Source organism: Embleya hyalina, from assembly GCF_003967355.1.
GTDB classification, from domain to species: Bacteria; Actinomycetota; Actinomycetes; order Streptomycetales; family Streptomycetaceae; genus Embleya; species Embleya hyalina.
Genome location: NZ_BIFH01000048.1, coordinates 31570 through 51008 on the forward strand (window position 1 = coordinate 31570; position 19439 = coordinate 51008).

Here is a 19439-nt window from a genome sequence, read left to right on the forward strand (position 1 = left end):
TGGCAGCGCAACCCCACTCGGTCCCGGCCGCCACGGTAGCGGCGAAGCGCCCGAGCGCGCGCTATCCGGCGGGTGCCGTGCACGGCGCGCCGCCGCACACGTCGACGACCCGCCCGGTGGCCAGGAAGATCGCCTTCTGCTGCCGGGCCACCGGCGAATTGCGCGGGTCCGAGTGCGGATCGCGGCCGTACTCGGGCCCGATCGGCGGCGTATTGGTCACCGGCGGGGCGGGCGAACCGCTGTCCCAGACCACCAGCGCGGACCCCCGGTACGGCCCGTGCGGCAGCGGCCGGATCCCCCAGTACGGGACCCGGTCCGGGTTGCGCCCGGGGGCGATCGCGGGCTCGTGGATCCGCGCGCCGATCGTGCGCGCCTCGACCTCGGCGGTCACCGTGGACACCTGGTGGTCGCCGAACGCGATCTGCATCAGCACGTCGTGGCGCGGTGTGCCGGGCAACGATCCTCGGCCGAGGCCGCTCGCGTAGCCGTTGGTCTCGCCCCGGTCCCAGAGCATCTGGAACAGCGAGAGCACCACCTGCTGATCGAGCCTGTCCGGATAGGTCGCGTCCAGGATCCGTCCGTACGGTCCGAAGTCGGAGCTGCGGTTGAGCAGCACGCCGTAGTTCATCCCGGTCACCCCGAGCACCCCGCGCTTGACGTCCCGGGACACCGCGACCAACGATCCGCCGAGGATGCCGCCCTGACTGTTGCCGTCGTAGACCAGCCCCTTCGCGGTGTCGATCAGCGGTCGCCCGGCATCGGTACGAAACGCCGGGTCGGCCGTGAAACCGCGCTCGTGGATCATGTCCCGGCCGAGGAACAGCGCGTTCAGGAACCCCTGTCGGGTCCGGTCGGGCACCGCGCCGAAGCTGCCGAGGTCGGCCAGCGCCCGGGCGACGGTGGGCAGATCCTCGTCGGCCATGCCGATCCACTTGGTCGCGCAGAACGTGATGCCGTGCTCGGCGGCCATCGCCTTGACGTTGCCGCCGGCCACCTCGTTGTTGCTGCCGAGCAGGCCGTGACCGTACAACGACGCCTGCGACGGGGTGTCGAACGCGCTGCGCGGGATCTCGCAACGGAACTGCGCCTGCTGGGTGTTGCCCGGTAGTTGGCGCGGCAGTCCGTCCCGTCCGAGGTTGAGCGTGGAACCGGTGGGCCCGCCGGGGCGGTCGAGGTAGCTGGGCACGGTGACCGTCCCGGTGACCTCGCGGGCGATCCGCGCGTCCTCCTGCGGCGTCGAGTTCCTGACACCCGTCACCGTGAACCGCGGGGCCTGATCACCGAGTCGGCCGAACGCGTCGTCCCGCATCCGCAACATGCCCGCGGTGAGGTTGCGTTCGCTCGCGACGGTGAAGTCCCAGGCCAGGTACAGGTCGCGGGGTTCGACACCGGCCCGGTCCAGCCGGTCGAGCACCGGCCGCAGGCGCGCCTGGCGAGCCGCCAGGGGGTCTCGTCGCGGGAGGGTGCGGCCGGCGACCTTGGCGAACGTCTCGGGCGCGGCCAGCGGTCGGCCGTCCGCGCCGCGCAGATTGCGCAGGCCGACCACGTAGTGGTGGCCCGGCACGAAGTTCCGCGCCGGGTGGACCAGCAGCGCCTGCCGGGTCGGATCGACGGCGTTGGCGTCCGATTCGGCCCAGTGGGGCCACCGTTCGCCGGTGTCGGTGTCCAGGACGACGATCGGCGCGTCGCGGGCGAGCGAGGCGCCGACGTCGGTGACCGGGGCCGCGCCGCTGCGGCCGAGGTCGACGCCGGGGACCCGGGTGGTCAGCGTCGAGCCGGGCGAGAAGCCGTCGTTGCGATTCCACGCGTCGGGGGCGGCGCCGTGCGGCATCATCGCCGCCGAGAAGGCGACCCGCCGCCCGGTCTCGGTATGCCGATCGGCTTGCGTGTAGAAGTCGTTCGGGAACGGCAACAAACACGCCGCCGGGTCGATCGGGTCGCACCCGGGTGCACCGCCCGGGTCGTCCGGATGGGCCTCGGCGGCCGGTGGCACCGCGAACACCAGGAGCAGCGCGGCCAGGGCGACGATCGTCGCGGGCATCCGACGCCGGGAACGGGCGCGGGGGCGGGGCAGGGTTCGGCTCACTATTCCTCCAACTCCTACGGCGAGGGCTGTGCAGGAATATCAACCGACATCTTGCAGGGCGGGCGACACGAGGGGAACGGGCAACGCGGAACGGAGGTGGCGGGTGGGTCGTCCCCCGTCGCCGATCCGCACACGTACGGCGCAGCCCCGGGCGCGGGCGCGCATCGGCTCGACGACGATGGTTCGATGACGCCGTCCCGGGTGCAGCCGCGCAGGCCAGGGCAGGCGCGGGCGTGACCGCCGTACTGGTCGCCGCCGGTGCCTTCCTGATGACCCTGCTCGGCGGCTGGGTGGCGCAGCGCATCGGCGATCGCCGCCATCTCGTACTCGGCCTCGCCGCCGGACTGATGCTCGGCGTGGTCGCGTTCGACCTGCTGCCCGAGGCGTTGTCGGCCGCGGGTGGGCGGGTCGGCGGGGTGCCCCAGGCACTGCTGATGTTCGTCCTGGGCTTCCTCGTGCTGCACGTGGTCGAGCGTTCGGTGGCCATCCACCGGGGCCACGAGAGCGAGTACGCCCCGCACGCCCACCACCACGGCCCGACCATGGGCGCGGACGGTCGGGTCAAGGGCATCGGGCTGACCGCCGGCATCGCGCTGGTCGGGCACAGCGTGATGGACGGCTTCGCGATCGGCGCGGCGTTCCAGGCCGGCACCACCGTGGGCACGACGGTGGCGATCGCGGTGGTGGCGCACGACTTCGCCGACGGCTTCAACACGTACACGGTCACCCGCATGTACGGCAACGACCGGCGCCGGGCGCTGACCCTCCTGGGCGCGGACGCCCTCGCCCCGGTGGCGGGCGCGGCCGTGACGCTGGCGTTCACCATCCCGGAGCACGCGCTCGGTCTGTATCTGGGTTTCTTCGCCGGCTTCCTGCTCTACCTCGCCACCGCCGACATCCTCCCCGAGGCGCACAGCCCACACCCGTCGGGCTCGACGCTGCTGTGCACGGTGGCGGGCGTGGGGTTCCTGTGGCTGGTCATCTCGTTGGCGCAGTAGGCGGTACGGGGGGACGGGTCGGCTCGCCGCCCGGCCCCGCGGTCAGCGGATCGAGCCCATCCGTTCGATCAGGTCCCAGCGGTTTCCGTACAGGTCGCGGAAGACGGCCACTATCCCGTACTTTTCCCGGCGCGGCGGCTCCTCGAAGACCACGCCCGCCGCCAGCATGCGCGCGTGCTCGCGCGCGAAGTCGTCGGTGTACAGGAACAGTCCGACCCGGCCGCCCGTCTGGTCCCCCACCCGGGAGCGCTGCTCGTCGTCCACCGCCCTGGCCAGCAGTACGGCGGCCTCGTTCGGTCCCGTGCCGGGCGGGGCGACCACGACCCAACGTTTCCCGTCCGCCATGGGGGTGTCCTCGCGCAGGTCGAACCCGAGCGCGCCGGTATAGAACGTGATCGCCTCGTCGTAGTCCCGCACCACCACCGCGACCAGTCCGAGCCGATTCATCGGCCCACCCCGACCGGTACCCGTGTGGCAACACACTCCATGGTCATGCGGCCCAAGCTACCTTCCGGCTCTGTCATCCGGCCGGGACGGGTCGTCGACACACCGGTGGTTGGTCCCGGCGGGCGCGGGGCCGCGCGCTCCGCCGAATTCCGCTGTGGGCGGACCTCCTTGCCTTCCTTTGGTATCGGCGTAACTTGAATTACATGATTACAACGAAGCAGGAAGCAGTGCGCGGCTGGTTCACCGGACGCCTGCCGGAGGGCCTGTTCACCGCGCTGGTCGAGGTGACCGTCGATCGCGAGGAGATCACCGTCATCGGTCGTATCCCCGAGCCCGAACTCGCCGAGGAGGTGTCGACCGACGAGCGGGAGGCCGCGCTCGACGGACGGATCGCCGAGTTCCGCGAACGCACCCGCGAGGACCGCGTGGCGGTGGCCCGCGAGGCCGAACGCCGCTTCGGCCGCAAGGTCTCGTGGGGCGTCGAGTGCGGCGGCGTCCGCGCCCTGTACACCAACGTCTCCGTACCCGTGATGACCCGGCTCCGCCAGCCCGAACGCCGGGTCCTGGACACCCTGGTCGCGGGCGGCGTCGCGCGCAGCCGCAGTGACGCGCTGGCCTGGTGCGTGCGCCTGGTGCAGCGCAACACCGACACGTGGCTCACCGACCTGCGCGACTCGCTGGAGCACGTCGAGCGGGTCCGCTCCCAGGGGCCCGACACCCCCGCCGAGTAGGCCCGGGCCGTGCGCGTGCCGTGCCCGTCACCCCCCGGCGACGCGGCGCGACACGGCACCGCCCGCGGCGCGGCTCGGCCGGCTCCCCTCGGCCCCGGCGGGATCGGCGCCGCGATTCCGCTGAGATCAGCGCTCGCAAACGAGAGCAGTGCTCTTGACTCGGAGCACGGGACGCAGAATGATGCTCTCAGGCGAGAGCGGTGCTCTCGCAAGCCACGGGGAGGCTCGCATGAACGTGCTCTATTGGACCGCGATGTTGTTTCTGTTCCTGGCCGAGTTGGCCGCCATCGCGGCCACCGCCTTCTGGGGGTTCACGCTCGCCGCCGGTTGGCCGGTGCGGATCCTGGTCGGACTGGCCGCGCCGACCGTGATGATCCTCCTCTGGGGTCGGTTCGCGGCCGCCAACAACGCCGATGCGCTGACCGGCCTTCCGCGCGTGTTGTTCGAGATCGCCTGGTGGGGCGCGGGCATCGTCGCGTTCGTCGCGGCGGGCCTGCTCCCCGGCGCGATCGGCGTCGCCGTCGCCCGCGTCACCGGCCTCGGCGCCCAGCGGAGCAGGACCCACGCGGCACGCCGTTAGGCCCGGGTCGGACCGCCCCGTCCGGCGCCTCGGGCCAGGCGCCGGTGGAGCCAGTTCAGGGCGCCGTGGGCCTGAGCGCGTTGGAACGGGCGCAGGGTCGGGAGGCCGTCCGGGGCCGGCCGCAGCGAGTTCGCGGCGAAGAATCCGGCGGCGGCGGCCAGCACGGCGGTGACCCGGTCCGGGTCCACCCCCCGGCGGGCCAGATGGGCCTCGATCGAGTCGATGGCGGCGTCGCCGTTGTGCATGATCACGCTCGGCGCCATCAGGACCACGTCGATCCAGGACGCCCCGCGCACGGCCCACGGCCAGTCGACGAACACGACCCGGTCCGGGGTCAACAGGATGTTGTCCGCACGCAGGTCGCCGTGCACGAGCGCGGTGCCCTCGGCGGCGGTCGGCCAATACGCCTCGTGCGCGGCGATCCGGTCGACGTTGGCGCACGTCCACGCGCCGAACGGCTCGGGGTCGAAGCCGCGTCGCCACGCCCCGAAGGTGACGCCGAGCGCCTCGGCGACGGTGGGCACCTCGATCGGGGACGGGTCCAGGACGGCGGCCAGGTCGGCGCAGGCGGCCAGGACCCGGGTCAGGTCCTCCGGGTGCCAGGGCTGCGCCGGTGTGTGGCCGTCGACGTCCTCGAAGGCCAGTGCCACCCAGCCGTCGAGGTCGACCTCGGCGAGCAGGCGCGGCACGGGGGCGGCGGCCGGGAGGGCGGCGGCGATCCGGGCCTCGGCCCGGTGCAGGGCGGGCGAGTCGGAGTTCGCCTCGGCACCGACGGCCTTGACGAACGCCCGCCGGCCGTCCGCGAGTTCGACCCGGGCGGCGATGCCGGGCGAGAATCCGCCGATCTGGGTGACGGCCCGCACGACCGGAGCGCCGAGCCGCTCCTCGACGGCCGCGCGCAGTCCCGCCGGCGCGGCCTCCCACGGCACGCGCACCCCGGAGGCGACGGGCGCGGCCTCGGACATCCCGGGCGCGCCCGCCCCGGGCGACGTCGTACCGGCCCGCGCCGCGCTGCTCTCGCTGGTCATCGGGCCAGGATTTCCGTCCGGCCGCGCCCGGGCAACTCGTTATCCGTACCCGTGCCGCGACCGGAATCGACGGCCCGGGTCCACGGCGGGCCCGATCCGTGTCGTTCCGCGCCCGGATCCGCGCCGGCGGTTCCGCCGTTACCGTTCCGTCCAACTTCGGCCATGTGGTGTCCACCTGGCGCACCGTGGGCCGCCGCTACCGTGACGGCCATGATCCGCATAACTGTTTCCCACCCCGGAGTCGTCCGGTGATCGGTTGGTTCGAAGCCGTCGTACTCGGCTTGGTCCAGGGGCTCACCGAGTTCCTGCCGATCTCCTCCAGCGCGCATCTGCGCATCGTGTCGGCGTTCGCCGGCTGGGAGGACCCGGGTTCGGCGTTCACCGCCGTGACCCAGATCGGGACGGAAAGCGCCGTCCTGATCTACTTTCGCAAGGACATCGGCAACATCGTCGGCACGTGGGTGAAGTCCCTGTACACGCCGTCGTTGCGCGGCGAACTCGACGCGCGCATGGGCTGGTACATCATCGTCGGCACGTTGCCCATCGGCGTACTCGGCCTGATCTTCCAGGACACGATCGAGACCACGTTCCGCGATCTGCGGCTGATCGGCACCACGCTGATCGTGTTCGGTCTGATCCTGCTGGTCGCGGACCGGATGGCGCTGAACAACCGGGGCATGGAGAAGCTCAACGGCAAGGAGTCGCTGATCTACGGCTTCGCCCAGTCGCTGGCGCTGATCCCCGGCGTCTCCCGCTCGGGCGGCACGGTCACGGCGGGCCTGCTGATGGGGTACCGCCGCGAGGTCGCCGCGCGCTACTCGTTCCTGCTGGCCATCCCGGCGGTACTGGCCTCCGGCGGCCTCGAGTTGTTCAAGATCGGCGAGGGACCGGCGCCGGCGTGGGGGCCGACGATCGTGGCCACGCTCGTGGCGTTCGTGGTCGGCTACGCGGCGATCGCCTGGTTCCTGAAGTTCATCAGCACGCACAGCTTCACCGTGTTCGTCGCGTACCGCGTCGTCCTGGGCCTGGTCGTGCTCGGCCTGGTGATCTTCGGCGCCCTCGAGCCGACGGCGGGCGCCACGAAGTAGGTCCGCGCCGATCCGGAGAGCCGTTCGGCTCCGCCGTGTCCGTCCGTACGCCGGCATCGAACATCGTGTTCGAACGCCACCGTCGTACACCGCGCGCACGGCGAGGCCGAACGGGCCGCCGCCGCTCGGGTCACTCGTCCCCGAGCATCGCGAACACGAAGGCCAGCCGCCGGTCGACCCACGGCGCCAGGATCCGGACCGGCTGCCCACGCCCGTCCGTCGTCATCACCAGGTCGCCGGCCGCCTTCCAGGCGAGTACGCGCGGGCGCACCGCACCGATCGAGCCGTCGGGGCCGCCGAGCACCGTGTCGAAGGTCAGGCTCAGCGCGGTGTCCGCCGTGTGGGCGGCCAGACGACGCGGATCGGTCGTCGCGAAGAGGTTGCGGCCGACGATCTCGGGCCGGCCGGGCTGGTCGATCCGCCAGGTGTGCTTGAGCGGTCGCCGGGTCGGCGGAATCCGGCGGATGGTGCCGACGGGTTCGCCGTCGGCGGCGCGGACCCGGTCGTGCCGTACGTCGTCGATCGTCTCGGCGGGGTCCACCGTGCAGAGCAGGTCGCCGTCGGGGAGGTACAACGAGCGGCTGTCGTTCCCGGCGAGCGCACACGGGGTGAAGAAGTCCCCCGGGCCACCACCGCGCAGGATGCGCACGCCGAGCCCGGAGCCGGCCGCGCCGGCCGCGTGCTTTTTCGAACCTTCGCTCGACAACGGGCCGTAGCGGAACGCGGTGACGCGCTGCCAGTCGGGCGCGTCGGGGTCGAACCCGGCAGCCGGGTCCGGCTCCGAGGTGGGACCCGAGTCGGGGTCGCGCCCCGGATCGCCCGTCGCGACGGGATCCTCCGAGCCCGGCACCGATGCCGTGTCCACCCCGGACGTCGGCTCCGCCTCGCCCCGTCCCCCGCGCCGCCCGAACACCATCCGACCCCGGTCCTCCTCCGTCACGACACGTCGACCCGCGCGCCGGTCGCATCGTCGTACGACCGGACCACACGCGCTCGACCGTATCGGGCGGGCTCAGACCGCCTCGAAGTCGTCCCCCGCGTCGTCGCCGAGGTCGTCCTCGAAGTCCGCGCCGTACTCGTCGCCGTAGTCCTCGCCGAAGTCCTCCTCGAACCCGGCGCACACCGCCTTGCGGCCGCCGCTGCGCAACTCGACCCGGAAGCGCTGGGTCAACGCGGCGACCACGAGCAGGCCGCGGCCGGTCTCGGCGTCTTCCAACACCTCCACGGGGGACGGCAGCGAACACGGCAGGTGATCCAACACCTCGACCCACAACATCCGGCCGTGCAGCGACGCGGACACCTCGTAGTCGCCGTAGTCGCCGGCGTGCTCGACGGCGTTCGAGGCCAGTTCGGAGGTGACCCGGACCGGATCGTCGGACTCGAACCCGACCCGCTCGCAAAAGCGCCGCACGTGGGCGCGCGCGGCGGAGACGGTCTGCGGTTTCGACACGAGCCGTACGGTCGAACGTGTCCTGGACACGGTGGTGGCCACGTCTCCCCCTCCAGTCGGTCGGGCTGCTGAGAGCACCGTGATCGAATACTTCCTGGAAACGGGCCCGAACTGCGATTTTCGGTCACCGATCGACCGCGATCTGGTAGAACCGCGGCAAGATCGGTGGGCTACTTGGAAGTTACCGAATCCGAGGCCCTTCCGGGCGGATCGTTTGGCAAAGAAAACCGCGCGTCGGATCGCACACCCCACGCCCGGTTCACCAACCGGCCATCACACCCCGGGAGTTCGTCGAAATCCCAGGTCAGCCTACCGAGCCGGGGGCGGTGGGTGCGGCCGAACGCGGGACAACACGCGCGGAGCGAACACCGGATCCGCGTCGCCGAACGACCCGACCCCCACCGGGGATCGGGTCGTTCGGCGACGGCGGCGCGGGTTCGACGGGCCGGGCTCAGAAGCGGATCGAGCGCTCGATCGACTCGATGTCGCGGAAGCGCTCGGTCGCGGCGCTCGGCGCCGAGGACAACATGTAGATCGGCACCGCACCGGTGTCGATCACGGTGACCCGGAGCCGGAACGGCGCCACGTTGCGGTCCTCGGGGGTGCTCTCGATGTCCATCAGCCACGCGTTGCGCCCGTCGAGGCGGGCCGCCTCGCTGGAGCGCACCACGTCCTGCGCCTTGGCCGGGTAGATCAGTTCGAGTTGGGCCCGGCCGATGGTCTCCGCCAGCTCCGGCATCGACCGCGGCTTGGCCGTCACGTACGCCTTGGTGTCGACCACGCCGACCATGAACGTGCCGAGCGGGTTGTTCGGGTCGGGCGTGGGCTTGGCCGCGGGGTCGGTCGCCTTGGGGTCGACGGTGGAGGCGACGGAGGAGTACAGGCCGACGATCGGGTCCGGCGGCTTGGCGTACCACCCCTGGGGCAGCACGTACGACACGTGCGCCTTCTCGTCGCGGATCTCGCCGGGCCGAACCGAGTGCGTGGCCGCGGGGGGCGCCGACTCGCCGCCGCCGGCGTTGTCGTCGCCCGGTCCGCACGCACCGACCGCGATCAGCGCGGCCAGCGTCGCTCCGAGGGCCGCGCGCCTCATCCCAGGACCTCCGCGTCGCCCCCGTCGACCTCCACGTCGCCCGCCTCGACCGCGGCCCGGTAGGCCGCCTCGACCTCGCTCGTGGCCGCGCCCTCCCGGTCGAGCAGGTGCGCGTACAGCAGGCGCGAACCGGCCAGGTCGGCGTCGAGCGCGCGCCGGATGTGCTCCCGGGCGGCCTCGGTGCGGCCCGCGTCCAGTTCGGCGTCGCCGAGGTCGACCAGCGCGTCCTCCTGGCCCGCCTCGACCGCGCGGGTCAGCCAGGCGATGCCGTCGTCGACGGCGTCGCCGTTGAGCAGCAGCCGGCCGAGGTTGGCCATCGCGAACTCGTCGCCCGCCTCCGCCGCCGGGCGCAGCAGCGCCTCGGCCTCCGCGGCCCGGTCGAGGTCCTGGAGGAAGGCCGCGAAGTCGTTCGGCGCGTCGGGATCGCCGGTCTCGATCGCCGACACGTACCAGCGCTCGGCCGCCGCCGGCTCGTCCAGCGCGTCGGCCAGCAGGTTGGCGATCGGCAGCGCCCAGCGCGTCTCGCCCAGCCGGTGCCGGTCGATCAGCAGATCGACCGCGGCCTCCGCTCGACCGGTGACCTCCAACAACTCGCTCAGCGCGTCCGCGGCCTCCGTGTCGCCCTCCGCCAGCGCCTGGCGCAGCACCGCCTCGGCGGTCTCGTCACCGCCCGCGAACATCAGTTCGCCGGCCCTGCGCCGGGCTTCGGGCGCGCCGGCGTCGGCGGCCGCCAGGTAGAGCTCGACGGCGACGTCCATGCGTCCCTCGCGCACTGCTCGGTCGGCCTGGGCGAGGTGGTTCGTGCCGGACATGGTCCTGCTTTCGGATCGCGGGCGTAGGCCCACGAGCCTGCCACATCGCCGGGCTTCGGGCGTGGTCGGCACGGACGGCGCCGGCCGGAGTCGGCGCGCCCCGCGAGCCCGCGCCGCCGCCGGGAGGCGAGCGCGCCGGCGCTCAGAACGGATGCGGCGTGATCTCCCCCCGCATCGTCACCCACTGCGTCTCGGTGAACGCCTCCAGGTTGGCCTCGGGGCCGCCGAACCTGGCGCCCGTGCCCGATGCCGCCTGGCCGCCGAAGGGGGCGTTGGCCTCGTCGTTGACCGTCTGGTCGTTGATGTGCACCAGGCCGGTGGGGATCGCGTCGGCGACCCGCATCGCCTGCCCGACGTCGCCGAGGATGCCCAGCGAGAGCCCGTACTCGCTGTCCCGGGCCAGCGCGATCGCCTCCTCGACGGTGCCGAACGGGACGACCGGCGCCACCGGCCCGAACACCTCGTCGGTGTACGCGGGCATCGTCGGCCGCACGTCCGCCAGCACGGTCGGCCGATAGAACAACCCCTTGTACGTGCCGCCGGCGGCCAGGCGCGCGCCCGCGGCCACGCTGTCCCGGACCAGGCCGTCGATCCGGCGCAGTTGCCGCTCGTCGATGATCGGGCCGAGCGCCACGTCCTCGGTCGCGGGGTCGCCGACCGGCAGGTGGTCGGCCTTCGCGGCCAGGGCCTCCACGTAGTCCGGGTACAGGCTCTCGTGGACGAGGTGGCGGCCGGTGGCCATGCAGATCTGGCCCTGGTGCAGGAAGGAACCCCAGGCGCCGGCCGCCGCGGCGCGGTCCGGGTCGGCGCCCGGGAGCACGATCAGCGCGTTGTTGCCGCCCAGTTCCAGGTGGGCGCGCTTGAGCAGGCGTCCGCAGGTCTCGCCGATCCGGCGGCCGGCGGCGGTGGATCCGGTGAACGAGACGATCCGGACCTCGGGTGCGGACACCAGGGCCGCGCCGGTGTCGGCCCCGCCGGGCACCAGGTGCAGCACGCCGGCGGGCAGGCCGGCCTCCTCCAGGATCCGGGCGAGCACCACGCCGCCGCCGATCGCCGTGCGCGGGTCCGGCTTGAGCAGGACGGCGTTGCCGAGGGCGAGCGCGGGCGCGACGGAGCGGATGGAGAGGATCAGCGGATAGTTGAACGGCGCGATCACGCCGACCACGCCCGCCGGGCGGCGACGGGCCAGGCTCCAGCGCGGCTGGGCCGACGGGAGCACCAGGCCATGCGGATGCGCCGCGAGCGCCGACGCCTCGAAGCACTCGGCCGCGGCGAAGCCCACCTCGACGGACGCCTTGGCCGGGACCGATCCGGACTCGCGGACCAGCAGGTCCCGGATCTCCTCGGCGTGCCGCTCGAACAGCAGTCCCGCGCGGCGCAGTACTGCGGCGCGCTCGTCGTACGGCCGGGCCGCCCAGTCGCCCTGCGCCGCCGCGGCGGCGGTCGCCGCGCGGGCGACGTCGGCGGGATCGGCCGCGCCGACCACACCCAGCACGCTCCCGGTCGCGGGCTCGACCGCCTCGTACGTCCCGCCGGCCCCGGACGTCCACCGCCCGTCGAAGATCTTCCCGGTCCAAGTGCCGTCGGCAAGCAACATGCGGCGTCCTCCTAGGCGATCGGCCGCGCGGGTCGCGGCGGACCTGCTCGAAACCTCGACGTGCCCGATACGCCCGGATGTTGCTACGGATTCCACACCCCCGAGCCGATTCCTTCCACTCACCGGAAGCGTGGAGGTGCCGATGTGATGGGGTGTCCCCATGACCGCCGCGACCTCGCCCGTGATCTCCCTCGGCTTCCGCACCGACCTGATGCTGCTCACCCTCCAGGGCAGCCGAGTCGAGGAGCGGGACGGCTACCGGGTCGTCCGCACGCCCGCCAACCCCACCTTCCATTGGGGCAACTTCCTTCTCCTGCCCGCTCCCCCGGCCCCCGGCGACGCGGCCCGCCGGGTGGACACCTTCCGCCGCGAGTTCCCCGACGCGGACCACGTGGCCCTCGGCGTCGACGGCACGGACGGCGCCACCGGCGACCCGGCCGACCTCGCCGCCGCCGGACTGCACGTCGAGCGCGGCACGGTCCTGACCGCCGCGTCCCTGCGCCCGCCGGCCCGGCCCAACCCCACCGCGACCTACCGCGTCGCCGACACCGACGACGACTGGGCCCAGGCGCTCGCGCTCAACGAGGCGGGCAACACGGACTTCGAGCCCACCGCCTACCGCGAGTTCGCCGCCCGCCGCCTGGCCGGCTTCCGCGCGCTACAGGAACGCGGCCACGGCGCCTGGTTCGGCGCCTTCGAGGACGACCGGCTCCGCGCCGGCCTCGGCCTGTTCACCGACGGCCGAGGTCTGGCCCGCTACCAGACCGTCGGCACCCACCCGAACCACCGCAACCGAGGTCTGGCCTCCGGCCTGGTACACGCCGCCGCCCAACACGCCGCGACACACTGGTCCGTGACCACCCTGGTCATCGTCGCCGACCCGGACTACGTGGCGATCGACCTCTACCGCCGCCTGGGCTTCACCGACACGGAAACCCAAATCCAACTCCAAACCGTCCCCGCCTGACCCCGCCGGGCGTTCCGCTACGGGCGGGCGAAGGCGATGGCGGCCTCGCCGGTGTGCATCAGGAAGGTCAGGGTTTCCTGGAAGTAGAGGTGGATGCCCGCGTCGTCGTGGGACTGGTAGCCGATGGACAGGTCCTGGCCCAGGCGCAGTTCGTAGTCGCCGCCTCGGGTGGACAGGACGAACGCGCCGTCGATGGCGGGGGCCCAGATCGGCTCGCCGGCCAGGATTCGGGTCAGGTGTTGGCGGATCGGGTAGCCGTGGTCGGCCGCCTCGTTGACCGCGGTGTACGCCTCCGGGCCGAGCACCAGGTGGTACGGGCCGTTCACGCCGGCCAGGCGCAGTTCGGTCAGCGCCCGGCTGACCGCGTCCGGATAGTCGCGGGCGTCGGTCGGGAGCGACACCGGCACGTTCGTGGACGCCCGGCGGATGCCCTCGATCGACGCCGCCGGGTAGCCCTCGAAGATCAGCCGGTCCTCGGCGAACGCCGTCTTGCGCGCCGCGTCCTTGACCGGCTGCCAGTCCGCGTCCGCGGCACCGCGCTCGACCGCGTCGACGGCGCTGCGGGCCACGGTGAACGGCACGCGCAGTTCGATCAGCGGGCGGAACCGGCGGCTGCGGGCCAGGACGCCGTCGGCGGGCGGCTCCAGGTCGGTCAGGTGGCCGGTCCCCACGCCGGCCGCCGCGCTGCCGTCCGGCCCGGTCACGTCGACGACGCGCCGGCCCGCGACGTGCTGCTTGAACGTACGCCTGGCCTCGTCCTCGAGGTCGGCCCACGCGGCGTCGGAGATCGGGGCGAGTTCGCGGTGGAGGTTGTTCATGGGGTGGGGCTCCTGGTCTCGGGGGTTGTCGCGGGGTGGGCTGCGGGGTCGACCGAGTGGGCGTCCGGGTCGGCCGCGCGAAGCGCCCCGATGCCGAGCGAGCCGTCCGCCCGTGGCGCCGCCGGGGTCGGGTCGGCCGGGGTCTGGTCGGCCGGGGCCGCGCGCTCGATCGGCGCCTCCGGCGGGCCCGGCGGGTCGTCCAGGAAGTCCGCCGTCGGCACGAAGAACAGCCCGCCGGTGACCGCCGTCGAGAAGTCCAGGATGCGGTCGTAGGTGCCCACCGGGCGGCCGATGAACATGTTCTCCAGCATCTGCTCGGTGACGCTCGGAGTGCTGGAGTAGCCGATGAAGTAGGTGCCGAACTCACCGCTGCCCACCGACCCGAACGGCATGTTGTCGCGCAGGATGTCGCGCTCGGTGCCGTCCGGGTCGGTGATCGTGGTGAGCGCGACGTGCGAGTCGATCGGCTTGATCGCGTCCGGCAGTTCGAGGTCGGACAGCTTGGTCCGGCCGATCACCTTCTCCTGCGCCTCCACGGGCAGCGCGTTCCAGGACCGCAGGTCGTGCAGGTACTTCTGGACGATCACGTAGCCGGCGCCGACGAAGTCCGGGTCCTCCTCGGCGGTGATCGTGACCGCCTCGAACGCGTCCCGCCCCTCCGGGTTTTCCGTGCCGTCGACGAAGCCCATCAGGTCCCGCTGGTCGAAGTAGCGGAAGCCGTGCACCTCGTCGACCACGGTCGCCGCGCCGGCCAGCCGGTCGGTCAGCACCGTGGCCAACTCGAAGCACAGGTCGATCGACCGCGCGCGCAGGTGGAAGAGCAGGTCGCCGGGCGTGGACACGGCCTGGTGCTTGGCGCCCACCAGTTCCCGGAACGGGTGCAGTTCCGCCGGGCGCGGGCCCGCGAACAGCCGATCCCAGGCGTCCGAACCGATGCCGACGACACACTTCAGGTCGCGCTCGGGGCGCCGGAAGCCGACCGAGCGGCGCAGTCCGGCCAGGTCGGCGAGCAGGTCGCGGACCGTGGCCTCGGCCGCCGGGCCGGCGTCGATGGTCAGGACCAGGAACATCGCCGCCGTGGCCGGCAGGCCCAGGATCGTCTGCGGCCGGGGCGGCGGCGTCGCTTCGGTCTGTACGCACATGCCGTGGCAGATCGACGGATCGCGCGCACGGCAAACCTGATTCGACCGGGGCGATCACGGCGGGACACGCCCGAGTGGGGCCGGGCGGGGCGGCGATAGCCTTCCCGGGCGGGTCGAAGACGGGTGCGGCGGCGAGCGGTTGGGGGCGGGATGGAGTGGAGTTTCACTCGGACGCGGCTGCGTGAGGGGTACGCGATCGCCGAGGTGGACGCCTTTTTGGCGCTGGTGCGCGACAGCCTGGACGGTACCGCCGCGGTGCCGATGACGGCGGCCCGGGTGCGCGAGCAACAATTCACCACGGTGCGGCTGCGCGAGGGGTACGACGAGAACGAGGTGGACGCGGCGCTCGACGAGATCGAGGCCGGGTTGGCCGCGCGGGCCGGGACGTGGGGGTGGTCGGCGGGGGCGGTGGTGGCCACCGACACGCCGGCGGCGGGCGAGCCGGGGGCGGATTCGGCGGACACCCACGTCGGGGTGAACCGGTTCGCCGAGGCCCGGGCGGAGGCCGAGGTGAAGGCGGTCGCGCTGCGTCCGGCGGGCGAGCGCTTCGACTCGGTCCGGCGCGGCTACGGCCGGGACGAGGTGGACGCGCTGGTGGGCAGGGTCGACGCCGCGCTGCGGGGTCGGCTGCGGCAGGCTCCCGAGCAGGTCCTGGCCGACCGCTTCGAGATCGTCCGCCGCGGCTACGACCGCACGCAGGTGGACGCGTGGCGCGACCGGGCCGCGGACCTGCTGATCCGCCGGGGGTTGGACGACTCGGCGACGGGCTGAACACGGCGCGGCGATCCGGCCCCCGTCGCCCCCGGGGCACGCCGCACACCACGCGCGACACGCCCGGTGAGCGGGCGGGGTGAACGACGCCCGGTCCGGGACGGCGTGAGCACGGGGTTCAACGCCCGGACGGCGTTCCGACACGTCCCGAACACGTCTCGCACACCGGGTTGGGCAGAGGTGGTCCCGGGCGCCGGCCGGGTCACGGGCCTGCGTTGGTGTCGCGCAGGGAGTGGATCATGCTTCGCAGGCTTCGGAACGCGGCCGACTGTTCGGCTTCGGTCATGCCGGCCAGCATCTTGAGTTCGACGGACCGGACCGCCGTGGTCGCCTTCTCCAGGCTCCGGCGGCCGCGGGGGGTGAGCCTCGCGGGGAGGGCCTTTCCGACGGGCGCCTCCGCCGGTCTGGTCACGTAGCCGTCGCGTTCCAGGGCCTGGAGCAGGACGTTCATCGTCTGCCGGGTCACGAACGCGCCACGCGCGAGTTCGGAGTTGGACAGGCCCGGCCGTTGGGCCAGCAGTTCGAGGCAGGAGTAGTGCGTCACGCTCATCCCGAGGGGCCGCAGCACCTCCTCCATGGCCGCGCGCAGAGCGCTCGAAGCCTCTTTCAGCAGGTAGCCCAGGGATGTGTCCAGGTCGACGCCGGCACCATTTTGACTCATGTCAGAATTCTGACATACCTTGGCTCGTGTCAGGAATCTGACACGAAGCGAAGGAGTATCACCATGCCCGCCACCGGCCCCGACTTCATCTCGCTCCAGGCGCGTGACCTCGACGTTTCACAGGCGTTCTACGAGCGGTACCTCGGCCTCGTCCGCTCGCAGGCCGGGCCTCCGCACGCCGTCGTCTTCGAGACCCGGCCGATCGCGTTCGCACTGCGCGACATCGTTCCCGGCACCGATCTCGCGTCCGCCGCCCGGCCCGGCATCGGTGCCGCGATCTGGCTGCACGCCACCGATGTCCAGGCCATCCACGACGCTCTCGTCGCCGACGGGCACACCATCGTCGCCGCGCCGATCGACGGCCCCTTCGGCCGGACCTTCACCTTCGCCGACCCCGACGGCTACCACGTCACTCTCCACGACCGCACCTGACGAGCGGCGCCCGTTCGGCGAAACCGCCGACGCCCCGACCCGACGGCGAGTGGCCGACGGGTCGGGGCGGCGCGCGGTGGGCGTGGCCGCCCCCGTGTTCGGCTCGGTCAGGGCCGCGCGCAGAGGCGGTCGATTTCGGTGATCTCCGGCTCGGTCAGGTCGGGTTGGCCGACCGCGGACAGGTTTTGCTCCAACTGCCGCACGCTGCTTGCTCCGACGATGACCGACACCACCCTCGGGTCGCGCAGGATCCAGGTGAGGGCGAGTTGGGCCAGGGTTTGGCCGCGGTCGCCGGCGAGCTTGTTCAGGGCGCGCAGCAGGGTCAGGCGCTCCTCGGTGAGGGCGTCCTCGGTGAGGAAGTGGCCCACCGCCATCCGCGAGTCGGCCGGCACGCCGTTCAGGTAGCGGTCCGTCAACAGGCCCTGGGCCAACGGGGAATACGCGATCAGCGCGGTTCCGGTCTCGCCGACCGCGTCCAGGACGCCCCGCTCCGGCTCGCGGTCCAGGATCGAGTACGCCGACTGGTTGAGCAGTACGGGAGTGCCGAGGTCGCGCAGGATCTCCACGGCCCGTCGGTGCTCCTCCGGACCGTAGTTGGAGATGCCGGCATACAGCGCGCGCCCGGACCGAACGGCCGTGTCCAGCGCGCCCATCGTCTCTTCCAACGGGGTGTCCGGGTCGTAGCGGTGCGAGTAGAAGACGTCGACGTAGTCGAGTCCCATCCGGCCCAACGACTGGTCCAGGCTGGCCAGCAGGTATTTGCGCGAACCGCCGTTGCCGTACGGCCCCGGCCACATGTCCCAGCCGGCCTTGGAGGCGATGAACAGCTCGTCGCGATAGGGCCGGAAGTCGGCCCGGAAATGCACCCCGAAATTGGCCTCGGCCGATCCGTACGGGGGCCCGTAATTGTTCGCCAGGTCGAAGTGCGTCACCCCGAGGTCGAAGGCGCGCCGCAGCACCGCCCGCTGGACCTCCATGGGCTGGGTGTCCCCGAAGTTGTGCCACAACCCGAGCGACACCGCGGGCAACTCGACCCCGCTGCGTCCGGCACGGCGATAGCGCATGGATTGGTATCGGTTCTCGGCGGCAGAGTGGATCATTCCCCCATCTTCGCCCTCGACCGCCACCCTTGACACCCCCGGATGTCCCTCTTAAGGTCCAGAGCATTCTTTGGCAGGAACAGACGAAGACCACCTGTCGGTGGCTTCGCTGTGCCCTCCTACGCGTCAGCACTCGCGTGTCACCGACCGGTCCTTTTTTCCGAGGACGGGAACATGGCACAGCAGCCGAGCGTCAGAGGCGTCAAGGACGTCGTCGCGCTCATCGACCGGCAGGGGACCATCTCCGGCCGGTCCAGGGTCATCTGGTTCCTCGTGTTCGGGGGACTCTTCCTCGACGCGTACTCCAACGCCGCACTCGGCGCCGGGCTCGCCCCGATGACGAAGCAGATGGACCTGAGCAGCACCCAGGTCTCCATCCTCACCGCCACCGCACCCGCGCTGGCCATCCTGTTCAACCCGATCGGCGGCTGGCTCGCCACCCGGATCGGCCGGGTGCCCCCGCTGCTGCTGGCCAAGCTGTTCGCGCTGGCCGGCGCGGTGATCGCGGCCACCGCCGACGACTTCCTCGTGGTGTGGATCGGCCGGGTCCTGGTCGGCGTGGCCTACGGGGTCGACTTCGCGGTGGCCATGGCGCTGCTCGCCGAGTACACGCCCAAGTCGCTGCGCGGCCGGCTCAACCTGTGGCAGGGCATCTGGTACATCGCCACCACCGGCAACCTGCTGCTCACCCTGATCTGCTTCAAGTTCGACGTCGGCGCCGACATCTGGCGCTGGTCGGTCGGCTCGGCCGGCGTGATCGCGCTGGCCCTGTTCCTGCTCCAGTGGGCGTTCCTGGTGGAGAGCCCCACCTGGCTGGCCACGAAGGGCCGACTGGAGGACGCGGTCCGCAATCTGCGCCGCATCTACGGCATCGAGGCGGTCGCCGCCGCCCCGACCGTCGCCGGCGCCGTGCCCGACAAGGCCGACGCCGAGGAGGCGCCGCCGAACGTGGGGATGAAGCAGGCCGGGATCCTGTTCCGCGGCTCGTACCTGCCGCGCACGCTGCTGTCCTCGGCGATCTCGCTCGGCCAGTCCATGCAGTACTTCGCGGTCGGCTGGTATCTGCCGGTGATCAGCCTGGCGATCTTCGGCAACAGCTTCGAGAAGGCCACCATCGGCTCGATGGTGTTCAACGCCTTCGGCATCGTCGGCGGCCTGCTCTCCGCGTACTTCGCCCGCCGGCTCGGCCTGCGGATCAGCTCGGCGCTCGGCTTCGGCGGCGTGTTCGTGATGCTGCTCGGCATGGGGCTGACCTTCGACCGGGTGCCCACCTGGATCGCGTTCATCCTCCCGGCGCTGTTCATCTTCTGTCACTCCGCCGGCCCCGGCGCCAACGGCAAGTCGATCGCCGCGCTGTCCTACCGCAGCGAGGTGCGCACCCTGGGCACGGGCGTGACCGGCATGATCGGCAGCTTCGGCAGTGTGGCCGGGCTGTACCTGTTCCCGCAGATCAAGGACGGCATCGGGCTGGACAAGACCTTCATGGTCCTGGCCGTCGTCCCGCTCCTGGGCCTGCTCACCTGCCTGGCGATCCGCTGGGACCCGACCCGGGCCGTCTCGCCCGACGAGGACCCGAACGTGCCGACCATCACCGCGCCGTCGGCCGGGCCCGCGAACCCCGCGTTGGTCACCCGCTGA

Annotated in this window: 19 protein-coding genes and 1 pseudogene; 8 read left to right on the top strand and 12 right to left on the bottom strand. The window is 72.4% G+C overall.

Features of this window, described 5'->3' with window-relative positions; all coding sequences use genetic code 11:
• Positions 1–61 precede the first annotated feature (61 nt).
• On the bottom strand, positions 62–2041 hold the full coding sequence (locus tag EMA17_RS44880) for a hypothetical protein (RefSeq protein ID WP_126642989.1): 1980 nt from the start codon (positions 2039–2041) through the stop codon (positions 62–64).
• Positions 2042–2355: 314 nt separating this feature from the next.
• Between EMA17_RS44880 and EMA17_RS44885 the strand changes: the two genes are divergently transcribed.
• Complete coding sequence (locus EMA17_RS44885) at positions 2356–3084, top strand: ZIP family metal transporter (protein ID WP_126643055.1); 729 nt, start codon at positions 2356–2358, stop codon at positions 3082–3084.
• Between the two features lie 42 nt (positions 3085–3126).
• Here the strand turns inward: EMA17_RS44885 and EMA17_RS44890 are convergent, their stop codons facing one another.
• The gene (locus EMA17_RS44890; protein ID WP_126642990.1) at positions 3127–3531 is read right to left on the bottom strand and encodes a VOC family protein; all 405 of its coding nucleotides are present in this window, start codon (positions 3529–3531) and stop codon (positions 3127–3129) included.
• 203 nt (positions 3532–3734) lie between these two features.
• Here EMA17_RS44890 and abmR point away from each other — a divergent pair, with 203 nt between their 5' ends.
• Both abmR and EMA17_RS44900 read left to right on the top strand, forming a co-directional pair.
• On the top strand, positions 3735–4262 hold the full coding sequence (gene abmR / locus EMA17_RS44895; RefSeq protein ID WP_126642991.1) for an ATP-binding transcription factor AbmR: 528 nt from the start codon (positions 3735–3737) through the stop codon (positions 4260–4262).
• Between the two features lie 229 nt (positions 4263–4491).
• Positions 4492–4842 (top strand): YrdB family protein, encoded by a 351-nt coding sequence (locus EMA17_RS44900; RefSeq protein WP_160161794.1) that lies wholly within the window; start codon positions 4492–4494, stop codon positions 4840–4842.
• On the opposite strand, the gene EMA17_RS44905 is transcribed toward EMA17_RS44900, so the two are convergent.
• Positions 4839–5870 (bottom strand): aminoglycoside phosphotransferase family protein, encoded by a 1032-nt coding sequence (locus tag EMA17_RS44905; protein ID WP_307721595.1) that lies wholly within the window; start codon positions 5868–5870, stop codon positions 4839–4841. The two genes, EMA17_RS44900 and EMA17_RS44905, sit on opposite strands and share 4 nt — an antisense overlap.
• Before the next feature lie 251 nt (positions 5871–6121).
• On the opposite strand from EMA17_RS44905, the gene EMA17_RS44910 reads away from it, so the two are divergent.
• Entirely contained in the window at positions 6122–6958 is an 837-nt protein-coding gene (locus EMA17_RS44910; RefSeq protein ID WP_201260954.1) for an undecaprenyl-diphosphate phosphatase, read from the top strand.
• Between the two features lie 130 nt (positions 6959–7088).
• On the opposite strand, the gene EMA17_RS52300 is transcribed toward EMA17_RS44910, so the two are convergent.
• The 5 genes from EMA17_RS52300 to EMA17_RS44935 form a co-directional block, all read right to left on the bottom strand.
• Positions 7089–7898 carry a hypothetical protein gene (locus tag EMA17_RS52300; RefSeq protein WP_218043258.1) on the bottom strand — a complete coding sequence of 270 codons (810 nt, stop codon included), beginning with the start codon at positions 7896–7898 and terminating at the stop codon, positions 7089–7091.
• 72 nt (positions 7899–7970) lie between these two features.
• Positions 7971–8408, bottom strand: a complete 438-nt coding sequence (locus EMA17_RS44920) for an ATP-binding protein (RefSeq protein WP_126642993.1) — start codon at positions 8406–8408, stop codon at positions 7971–7973.
• Positions 8409–8859: 451 nt separating this feature from the next.
• On the bottom strand, positions 8860–9501 hold the full coding sequence (locus EMA17_RS44925; protein ID WP_126642994.1) for a hypothetical protein: 642 nt from the start codon (positions 9499–9501) through the stop codon (positions 8860–8862).
• Entirely contained in the window at positions 9498–10313 is an 816-nt protein-coding gene (locus tag EMA17_RS44930; RefSeq protein ID WP_126642995.1) for a tetratricopeptide repeat protein, read from the bottom strand. Before EMA17_RS44930 ends, EMA17_RS44925 begins: the two co-directional genes overlap by 4 nt.
• Positions 10314–10455: 142 nt before the next feature.
• Positions 10456–11910: a benzaldehyde dehydrogenase gene (locus EMA17_RS44935; RefSeq protein ID WP_126642996.1), complete on the bottom strand. Its 1455-nt coding sequence runs from the start codon at positions 11908–11910 to the stop codon at positions 10456–10458.
• A gap of 160 nt (positions 11911–12070) precedes the next feature.
• Here EMA17_RS44935 and EMA17_RS44940 point away from each other — a divergent pair, with 160 nt between their 5' ends.
• Entirely contained in the window at positions 12071–12877 is an 807-nt protein-coding gene (locus tag EMA17_RS44940; RefSeq protein WP_126642997.1) for a GNAT family N-acetyltransferase, read from the top strand.
• A gap of 17 nt (positions 12878–12894) precedes the next feature.
• On the opposite strand, the gene EMA17_RS44945 is transcribed toward EMA17_RS44940, so the two are convergent.
• Together EMA17_RS44945 and EMA17_RS44950 are read right to left on the bottom strand one after the other, a co-directional pair.
• Complete coding sequence (locus tag EMA17_RS44945) at positions 12895–13695, bottom strand: family 1 encapsulin nanocompartment shell protein (protein WP_126642998.1); 801 nt, start codon at positions 13693–13695, stop codon at positions 12895–12897.
• Entirely contained in the window at positions 13692–14837 is a 1146-nt protein-coding gene (locus tag EMA17_RS44950) for a Dyp-type peroxidase (RefSeq protein ID WP_126642999.1), read from the bottom strand. The genes EMA17_RS44945 and EMA17_RS44950 overlap by 4 nt, the downstream gene beginning before the upstream one ends.
• Before the next feature lie 261 nt (positions 14838–15098).
• Here EMA17_RS44950 and EMA17_RS56365 point away from each other — a divergent pair.
• Positions 15099–15206: pseudogene (locus EMA17_RS56365) on the top strand (DivIVA domain-containing protein); the annotation flags it as partial.
• Between the two features lie 604 nt (positions 15207–15810).
• Here the strand turns inward: EMA17_RS56365 and EMA17_RS44960 are convergent.
• Positions 15811–16269: a MarR family winged helix-turn-helix transcriptional regulator gene (locus EMA17_RS44960; RefSeq protein WP_126643001.1), complete on the bottom strand. Its 459-nt coding sequence runs from the start codon at positions 16267–16269 to the stop codon at positions 15811–15813.
• A gap of 63 nt (positions 16270–16332) precedes the next feature.
• Here EMA17_RS44960 and EMA17_RS44965 point away from each other — a divergent pair, with 63 nt between their 5' ends.
• Entirely contained in the window at positions 16333–16701 is a 369-nt protein-coding gene (locus EMA17_RS44965; RefSeq protein ID WP_126643002.1) for a VOC family protein, read from the top strand.
• A 107-nt stretch (positions 16702–16808) separates the two neighbouring features.
• On the opposite strand, the gene EMA17_RS44970 is transcribed toward EMA17_RS44965, so the two are convergent.
• Positions 16809–17801, bottom strand: a complete 993-nt coding sequence (locus EMA17_RS44970; protein WP_126643003.1) for an aldo/keto reductase — start codon at positions 17799–17801, stop codon at positions 16809–16811.
• A 174-nt stretch (positions 17802–17975) separates the two neighbouring features.
• Between EMA17_RS44970 and EMA17_RS44975 the strand changes: the two genes are divergently transcribed.
• Positions 17976–19439 (top strand): MFS transporter, encoded by a 1464-nt coding sequence (locus EMA17_RS44975; RefSeq protein ID WP_126643004.1) that lies wholly within the window; start codon positions 17976–17978, stop codon positions 19437–19439.